Source organism: Mycobacterium sp. NAZ190054 (assembly GCF_001545925.1).
Taxonomy (GTDB): domain Bacteria; phylum Actinomycetota; class Actinomycetes; order Mycobacteriales; family Mycobacteriaceae; genus Mycobacterium.
Window position 1 is genome coordinate 37,918 of the sequence record NZ_LMVQ01000046.1, and the last position, 7,521, is coordinate 45,438.

The window sequence follows — 7,521 nt, forward strand, 5'->3', positions numbered from 1 at the left end:
CATGGCGGTTCCGACCCGGTTCGCCGGCCCGCCGCAGGCCCGCACCGGTAGCGATGCTGCGATCCACGTCGAGGACCTGCGGCTGCGCTACCGGCGCGCCGAGAGGCATGTCCTCAACGGGGTGAACCTACGGGTGGCCCACGGTGAGAAGGTCGCGCTGATCGGCACCAACGGGGCGGGCAAGTCGACGCTGCTGCGGTGCCTGGTGCGACTGGCCGAGCCCACCGGCGGCACCGTTTCCCTGGGCGGGGCCGACGTCACCTCGGCCTCCAGGCGTGCGTTGCGCGGCATCCGCCGCGACATCGGATTCGTCTTCCAGCGCTTCCACCTGATTCCGCGGATCTCGGTACTGCACAACGTGATCCACGGCGCGATGGGCCGGCACGGGACACGCTGCGCATGGCCGCTGACCAGCCCTGCCGCGGTACGCCGGGAAGCGATGGAGAGTCTGGAGCGGGTGGGTCTGGCCGGCCTCGCCGAGCGCCGGGTGGACACGCTGTCCGGCGGGCAGCAGCAGCGGGTGGCGATCGCCAGGATGCTCATGCAGCGACCCGGCATCATCCTCGCCGACGAGCCGGTGGCCAGCCTGGACCCCGCGTCGGCGACCGCGGTGATGGAACTGCTGTCCTCGATCGCCGCCGAGCGCCGGGTCACCGTCGTCATGGCGCTGCACCAGATGGACCTGGCGTTGCGCTACGCCGACCGTGTGGTCGGATTGAGCGGCGGCACAGTGCAGTTTGACCGTCCGGCCGCCGAATGCGACGCAGCGCAGCTCGCACCGATCTTCGCCGACGGTGCCTCGTGAGCCCGACGACGAACCCGCTGCCCTCGACCACCGGCAGCCCCGGGGCGCCACCCCGGTTCCGGCGACCCAGCCTGATGACGCTGGTCATCGTGCTCGTCGTGGGCGGGTTGCTGGCGCACGGGTGGACCCAGGGCGTCGCCGTGCGGCCCGACTCACTGGCCACCGGGGTGTTCCGGCTCGGCGACTTCCTGTCCCAGGCCGTGCCACCGGACACCAACCGTGTCGGACCCATCCTCAAAGCGTTGCTCGTCACGGTCGAGATGGCCCTGCTGGGCACGATCATCGGCGTGATCCTGAGCGTGCCGCTGGCGGTCCTCGCCGCGCGCAACACCTCGCCCCACCGCTCGCTGTACGCCCTCAGCCGCGCCGTGATCACCGTCAGCAGGACCATCCCCGACCTGGTCTGGGGTCTGATCTTCGTCATCGCCGTCGGGCTCGGGCCCGAAGCCGGGGTGCTGGCCATCGCCGTCGATGTGATGGGCTTCTGCGGGCGGTTCTTCGCCGAGAGCATCGAGGACATCGACCCCGGCCGCATCGAAGGGTTGCAGGCGCTCGGTGCGCCACGATTCGGCATCCTGGCCGGCGGTGTGCTCCCGGCGTGTGTCCCGTCGTTCGTCACCACGTCGATGTTCGCGCTGGAATCGTCGGCGCGCTCGTCGGTCGTGCTGGGCCTGGTGGGTGCCGGCGGTATCGGTATCGAGCTCGCCACCTCTATGACGCTGCTGCGCTACGACGAAGCGGCCACCATCATCCTGGCCATCCTGGCGGTCGTCGTCGCGTTCGAACGGGTGTCGGCGGCGATTCGCCGGCGCATCCTGGGAGGGACCGGCCGATGACGGGTCACCGTCTGGAATCCATCAACAGGTACTCCGGTCAGCCGCTGTACCGCCAGCTCAGCGATGTCCTCCAGATGCGCTTGACACACCGGGCCAAACCCGGTGACAAACTGCCCAGCGAGGCCGAACTGTCACAGGAGTTCGACGTCAACCGGTTGACGGTACGGCGGGCGCTGGACGAGCTCAACCAACGGGGCCTCATCGAAACCGTGCGCGGCAAGGGCTCTTTCGTGGCCACACCGCGGATGCGTTACGACATGTCGGCCGGCCGCGACGCCAGCTTCACCCGCACCATGCTCGAAGCCGGTCACCGTGTCGCGATCGAGGTCCTCTCGACGGACATCGCCGAGAGCGACGAGGCCGGTGCCGCATTACGCACGCAGGAACCGCTTTTCGTGTGCACCACGCTCCGGCTCGTCGACGACGAGCCGTGGTCGGTGTCGACGACCTCGATCCCGACCGACCGTTTCCCGCGGCTGGCCCAGCAGTGGGCAGGCGACACCTCGTTGTTCGACTACCTCCTCGAAAACCACGGAGTGCGCATGCAACGCGCGTCACGGACGTTCGCCGCGAGCCTGGCCGAACCGGTTGAAGCCGAACATCTCCGCATCAGGGTCGGTTCGGCGATCCTGGAGATGCGGGGCCTGAACGTCGGCCAGGACGGTGCGCCGATCGCCGCCGTGCGGCACCGGTTCCGCGGGGACCACGTGCAGTTCACGGTGGACCTCTCATGAGGCCGGAAGCACGCTTCGAAGCGCTGGGGGACGCCGACGCCCACGCGCTGGAACGGCTGGCCGACGACATCCTGGCCACCGATGTGGCGGTGTCGGTGACCACCGGGCCGGAATCGGTGAGCGCGCCGGTCCGGGTGCCGGTTCCCGGCTCCGGCGACGCCACCGTGGTCCTCGGCCACGTGGCGCTCACCCGGTGCACCGTCGAGCTGGCCGGTGTCCGCGGCGACGGGATGCGTGCCGGCTATGACCTGCGCGGTGCGGTGGCAGCGGCGATCTGCGACGCCGAGTGCGAACGTCGCGGCCCGCACGCGCAGCAGGTCGACGCGCTGTGCCGGGACGCGTTGCAGGCCCGGGCCGAACGGGGCCGGGCACGCGCCGACCTGGTCACCAGGACGCGGATGGAGCAGTCATGACCTGGGATGCCGTGCACGACAGCAGGACGGCCTTCTCGGCGTGCATGTGGGCGCTGTGCTCACCCGGGACACCGATCGAGTTGTCCTGCGCGCCCGCGGTGTGCGAGCACGCCGAACTCGACCGCGCCGCCGCGGTGCTGCTCGCACTGCTCGACCGGGGCCTGGGGCTCGGTGTCTCCGGCGGCGACGCGGCCCACCGGGTCGCGGACACGGTCCGCGCGCAGACCGGCGCCAACGCGGCCGACCTGGACACCGCCGACTGGGTGCTGGTCCACGGTCCGGCCGCCACCGCGATCACGCAGGCGCGGCGCGGTACCCGGCTGACCCCGGAGACCGGGGCGACCCTGGTGATCGCCACCGCCGGCGAAGCCCGGCCGCTTCTGCTGTCCGGGCCGGGCTTGCCCTGCCCGACAAAGTCTTTCATCCCGATCGACGCGCTGGCGTTGCATGCGCTGACCGCGGCGAACGCGAACCCGCCGACGGGTGTCGACGTGCTGATCGTCACGCCGGAGTGCCTGATCGGGTTACCGCGCAGCGTCACGATCCAGGCGGTGGCCTGATGTACGCGAGCATGCACGAGAACGGCGCACTCGACGCCGCACGGTCCATCGCGCGATCCAGAGGTCGCGGCGACACCGTCAGCACCGCCATCCTCGAAGAACAGGTCTGCGCCGAGGCCGGGCTGTGGGAACCCGCGGCGGCGCGCCGTGCACTGGATCAGTCGCACGGAGATCCGGCTCACGCGGTGTCCATCCTGCGGGTCTGGGCGGCGGCGCAGCCGCACCTCGACGCGCTGACGGTGCAACCGGAGGACATGGTGTTGACCCGGCGACTGTCGTCGGCCTACCCGCAGATCCCGGGCGGCCAATGGCTCGGGTTCGCCCCGGATCTCATTGCCCGGCAGCTTGATTGGTCCCCGGAAACCCGGCCGGATGACGTTCCCACCTCGCAACCGCGGCCTGCCGCGGGGACCGGCGACGTCCCCGATGCGCCCCGGCGCGCGGACACCATGCGGGTACGGGACCTCATCGAGAACACCCCGACGGTGACACCGCGCGACGACGGACCCGGGGACGACCCGGCCCGCGCGGTGCTGGTGCCGCCGCACAGCAGACCCAACCGGCTGGCGCTGCTCGCCCGCGGCGAGACCGGCGCCCTGGTCTCGCTGTCGGCGATGATCCTGGGCCGCCGACAGGAAGCGGTGCTGGTCGAGCTGACCGCCGGAGCGGCCTGGGTGCGAATTCCCCATCCGCGCACCGGAATTCCGGTAACGGTGGCGCAGGTTCCGATCACCGAGGTGGAAGTCGTGCTCGACGCCGACGTCGACGGCCGGCCCGGACTCGCGCTGGGGTGGGGCGCGACGCTGGGCACCGTCGAACGGCGCGCCATCGCGCTGGCCCTGCTGGACGCGGCGATGCTGGCCGATGGTGATCTGGCGGAGCCGTTGACACTCGACGAGCAGACCGTGATCGCGGCCACCGACGGCCCCGCCACCACCGGCTTCGTCGAGCACCTGCGACTGCCGCACTACGCCGGCTTCACCGCCTACCTCGCGCAAGCCGCCGACAAGGAGCGAAAATGACCACCGATCAGGCCGCTACGGTGGCCGAGCTGGCCGCCCGGCACGGCCGCCGTGAGGCGTACGCTTACCTGGACGAGGACACCAAACGCAATGTGCGCCGGGCGATCCTCAAGGCGCTCGCCATCCCGGGGTGGCAGGTGCCGTTCGCCTCCAGGGAGATGCCCGTCGCCCGCGGCTGGGGCAGCGGCGGTCTGCAGGTGACGTTGTCGGTGGTCGGTCCCTCCGACACCGTCAAGGTGATCGACCAGGGCGACGACATGTCGGTCAACGCGGTCGGCATGCGCAAGCTGATCAGCACCTCGGCCCGGTGTGCGGAGACCACCAGCACCACCGAGGCCAGCATCATCCAGAGCCGGCACCGCATCCCGGAGACCGAGCTGCGGCCCGATCAGCTTCTGGTGCTGCAGGTTCCGCATCCCGAACCGCTGCGCCGCGTGGTGCCCGACGACCTCACCGCGCGGGCGTGTCACGCCGAACGTGACTACACACCGGCCTGGCTGGATCTGTACGACGCGCAGGCCCGCCTGGGCGGGCCCCGCACCGGCGCCGACCATCCCGTGCTGGTCGACGGCACCCGTCTGATGAGCCCGAGTCCCATCCCGCGCCACGATGTGCTGCGACTGCACCGTCGGCCCCATCCCATCCTGCTCGGCGCCGGCCGACGGGCACGGCTCACCGCGCTGCCGCCCTACACATCCGTGCAGCCACTGGCTTTCGAGGACATCGCCCTGGACCCCGAGAAGGCGGGAGGCGCCTGCCTGCACTGCGGCAGCACCACGTCCTACCGGGTGTCCACCGAAGGTGGCGGAGGGGAACTGGTGTGGTGTTGCAGCGACGTCGACGCATGCCGCAGGCGCACGGAGCCCGCGACATGACCGCCGACGTGATCACTACGGCCGCAGCGGAACCCGCGCTGCAGCCGCCACCGCCCGTGGTGTCGGTGCGCGGGGTGTCCCACCGTTTCGGACCAGGCTGCGGCCGGTGCGTCGAGCAGACGGGTGAGGAAGCCGGCACCAACCGGTGCCGTGACTGCGGAACCGTCGTCGCCGTGCACGACGCGTCGTTCGAGGTGGGTCCGCACGAGGTCGTCGGTGTGGTCGGCGAGTCCGGATCGGGTAAGACGACGCTGCTGCGATGCCTGCACCTCGACCTGGTGCCGGACACCGGTTCCATGGTGGTCGACGGTCACGGCGACCTGTTCCGTCATGCCGGACCTGCCTCGGAGCTCAAGCGGTCCGCCGTGGTGATGGTGCACCAGAACGCTTTGGCCGCAGGGCTTTACCCCCGGCTGGCGGCATCCTCCAACGTCGCCGAGCGGCTACTCGGTGGCGGCGCCCGGCGGTTCACCGACATTCACACCAGGGCCGGCGAACTGCTCGGCGAGCTCGGCCTGCGACCGGAACGGCACCACGACCCGCTGATGACCTTCTCCGGCGGTATGCAGCAACGGGTCCAGCTCGCCCGCGCCCTCGTCGACCCACCCCACCTGCTGCTCCTCGACGAACCGACGACCGGGCTCGACCCGTCGGTGCAGGCCGATCTGCTCGGTGCCGTGGCCCGGGTCGCCGACACGCTGGGGTCGGCGACCGTCGTCGTGTCCCACGACCTGGCCGCCGTCCGGATCCTGGCCTCACGGGTCCTCGTGCTGCACCACGGCCGCATCGTCGAACAGGGGATCACCGAGCAGGTACTCGAGGATCCACAGCATCCCTACACCCAACTGCTCGTGTCTTCGAGGCTGACATGACCGCCGCCATCGCCACCACCGGGCTGTCGAAGCGGTTCGGCCACGGGACCGATGTGCTCGACGGCGCGGAGCTGACGGCCGCCGGTGCAGTATCCGAAGCGCAAGCGACCGTGGATCATCGCCGGCGTAGCGGTGGTGGCGGCCATCGCAGTGGTCGGCGCGATCACCGCGGTCGCGTTCACCGGGGGACGCGACGGTGCCGCCGCAGCCGGTGGGCTCACCGATGACACGGCCAGGGCCGCGATCCAGGACTACCTGGATGCGCTGACCAACGGCGACGACGAAGCGGTCGCGCGACACACCCTGTGCGGCCTGTTCGACGCGGTCAAGGAGCGCCGGTCCGATCTGGCGCTGGCCGGGCTGTCCAGTGACGCGTTCCGCAAGCAGTACGACAGCGCCGAGGTCACCTCGATCGACAAGATGGTGCTGTCCTCGCCGACGCAGGCGCAGGTGCTGTTCACGATGCGGGTGGTGCCGGCCGACGGCTCGTCACGCACGCAGCCGCAGGAGGCCGACGAACAGGCCGTCGCCCAGTTGCTGTCCATCGACGACGAGGTGCTGGTGTGCTCCTACCTGCCCCGGACGGCGGGTCAGTACTGACCCGCTACCGGCTCAGTTGAACGAGTCGCCGCACGCGCACGAACCGGTGGCGTTCGGGTTGTCGATGGTGAATCCCTGCTTCTCGATCGTGTCGACGAAGTCGATGGTGGCGCCCTGCACGTACGGGGCGCTCATCCGGTCGACGGTGAGTTCGACACCGTTGAAGTCGACGGTCAGGTCACCGTCGAGGGTGCGGTCGTCGAAGAACAGGTTGTAGCGCAGGCCGGCGCACCCGCCCGGCTGAACGGCGATCCGCAGCGCCAGGTCGTCGCGGCCCTCCTGGTCGAGCAGAGCCTTCGCCTTGGCGGCCGCGGCATCCGTCAGGATCACGCCGTGTTGGGCGTCGGTGGCCTGACCTGCCTGCACTGCCGACTCGTCCTGAACAGTCATGGATTCTCCCGTGTGGATGTACGTGGACGGGGCCCGAGTTTGGCCGAGTTGGCCATACGCCGTCTGGCCCCACTGCCTCAACGGTACCCCGTTGTGGCGGTATTCCCCATCTGTCCCCAGCTTCCTGCGACGTCGGCGGCCAGGCCGGTGAGCTGGTGGGCCGCGTCCTCGATCGCACGCTGGACGGATCCGGCGTACTCGGCGACCGAGTGGGCCGACGCGATGCCCGCGTCGTCGAGCGCCGCCCGGTCCAGCGTGACCTGCCCGGCGAGGACGAGCACCGGGATCCGGTGGGCCCGGGCGCAGCGTCGATCACCGCCGGTATCGCGTTGACCACCCGGGCGGCGGTGGCGACGAGGCCGGCGTGGTTGTGGTCGCCGTTGGGACTGCTCAGGCACAGGTCGAGCGGGTAGG

General features: G+C 70.6%; 11 protein-coding genes. 9 read left to right on the forward strand and 2 right to left on the reverse strand.

What is annotated here, in order from left to right; translation table 11 throughout:
* The first annotated feature begins 1 nt into the window (after nt 1).
* The 9 genes from phnC (at nt 2) to ASJ79_RS04840 (ending at nt 6,717) form a co-directional block, all read left to right on the forward strand.
* Entirely contained in the window at nt 2-805 is an 804-nt protein-coding gene (gene phnC / locus ASJ79_RS04800; RefSeq protein WP_067953598.1) for a phosphonate ABC transporter ATP-binding protein, read from the forward strand.
* Nucleotides 802-1,641, forward strand: coding sequence for a phosphonate ABC transporter, permease protein PhnE (gene phnE / locus ASJ79_RS04805; RefSeq protein WP_231750724.1), 840 nt, complete (start codon nt 802-804; stop codon nt 1,639-1,641). Before phnC ends, phnE begins: the two co-directional genes overlap by 4 nt.
* Complete coding sequence (locus ASJ79_RS04810) at nt 1,638-2,375, forward strand: GntR family transcriptional regulator (RefSeq protein ID WP_067953599.1); 738 nt, start codon at nt 1,638-1,640, stop codon at nt 2,373-2,375. The genes phnE and ASJ79_RS04810 overlap by 4 nt, the downstream gene beginning before the upstream one ends.
* The gene (locus ASJ79_RS04815) at nt 2,372-2,788 is read left to right on the forward strand and encodes a phosphonate C-P lyase system protein PhnG (RefSeq protein WP_067953600.1); all 417 of its coding nucleotides are present in this window, start codon (nt 2,372-2,374) and stop codon (nt 2,786-2,788) included. The genes ASJ79_RS04810 and ASJ79_RS04815 overlap by 4 nt, the downstream gene beginning before the upstream one ends.
* Nucleotides 2,785-3,348: a phosphonate C-P lyase system protein PhnH gene (locus tag ASJ79_RS04820; protein WP_067953601.1), complete on the forward strand. Its 564-nt coding sequence runs from the start codon at nt 2,785-2,787 to the stop codon at nt 3,346-3,348. Before ASJ79_RS04815 ends, ASJ79_RS04820 begins: the two co-directional genes overlap by 4 nt.
* Entirely contained in the window at nt 3,348-4,370 is a 1,023-nt protein-coding gene (locus tag ASJ79_RS04825; protein ID WP_067953602.1) for a carbon-phosphorus lyase complex subunit PhnI, read from the forward strand. The genes ASJ79_RS04820 and ASJ79_RS04825 overlap by 1 nt, the downstream gene beginning before the upstream one ends.
* Nucleotides 4,367-5,245 carry an alpha-D-ribose 1-methylphosphonate 5-phosphate C-P-lyase PhnJ gene (locus ASJ79_RS04830; protein ID WP_067953603.1) on the forward strand — a complete coding sequence of 293 codons (879 nt, stop codon included), beginning with the start codon at nt 4,367-4,369 and terminating at the stop codon, nt 5,243-5,245. The genes ASJ79_RS04825 and ASJ79_RS04830 overlap by 4 nt, the downstream gene beginning before the upstream one ends.
* A complete protein-coding gene (locus ASJ79_RS04835) occupies nt 5,242-6,117 on the forward strand; it encodes an ATP-binding cassette domain-containing protein (protein ID WP_067953613.1) in 876 nt (291 codons plus the stop codon). The genes ASJ79_RS04830 and ASJ79_RS04835 overlap by 4 nt, the downstream gene beginning before the upstream one ends.
* A gap of 84 nt (nt 6,118-6,201) precedes the next feature.
* Entirely contained in the window at nt 6,202-6,717 is a 516-nt protein-coding gene (locus ASJ79_RS04840) for a hypothetical protein (RefSeq protein WP_067953604.1), read from the forward strand.
* Nucleotides 6,718-6,729: 12 nt separating this feature from the next.
* Here the strand turns inward: ASJ79_RS04840 and ASJ79_RS04845 are convergent, their stop codons facing one another.
* On the reverse strand, nt 6,730-7,107 hold the full coding sequence (locus tag ASJ79_RS04845) for an iron-sulfur cluster assembly accessory protein (RefSeq protein WP_067953605.1): 378 nt from the start codon (nt 7,105-7,107) through the stop codon (nt 6,730-6,732).
* 77 nt (nt 7,108-7,184) lie between these two features.
* Nucleotides 7,185-7,521: glycerate kinase (locus tag ASJ79_RS04850; RefSeq protein WP_197420072.1), on the reverse strand; the 337-nt coding region annotated here is incomplete at its 5' end.

Bases quoted from the DNA above. Each gene is read 5' to 3' on its own strand.
- phnC (WP_067953598.1), top strand. From the start codon at position 2: ATGGCGGTTCCGACCCGGTTCGCCGGCCCGCCGCAGGCCCGCACCGGT.
- ASJ79_RS04810 (WP_067953599.1), top strand. From the start codon at position 1,638: ATGACGGGTCACCGTCTGGAATCCATCAACAGGTACTCCGGTCAGCCG.
- ASJ79_RS04815 (WP_067953600.1), top strand. From the start codon at position 2,372: ATGAGGCCGGAAGCACGCTTCGAAGCGCTGGGGGACGCCGACGCCCAC.
- ASJ79_RS04820 (WP_067953601.1), top strand. From the start codon at position 2,785: ATGACCTGGGATGCCGTGCACGACAGCAGGACGGCCTTCTCGGCGTGC.
- ASJ79_RS04825 (WP_067953602.1), top strand. From the start codon at position 3,348: ATGTACGCGAGCATGCACGAGAACGGCGCACTCGACGCCGCACGGTCC.
- ASJ79_RS04830 (WP_067953603.1), top strand. From the start codon at position 4,367: ATGACCACCGATCAGGCCGCTACGGTGGCCGAGCTGGCCGCCCGGCAC.
- ASJ79_RS04835 (WP_067953613.1), top strand. From the start codon at position 5,242: ATGACCGCCGACGTGATCACTACGGCCGCAGCGGAACCCGCGCTGCAG.
- ASJ79_RS04845 (WP_067953605.1), bottom strand. From the start codon at position 7,107: ATGACTGTTCAGGACGAGTCGGCAGTGCAGGCAGGTCAGGCCACCGAC.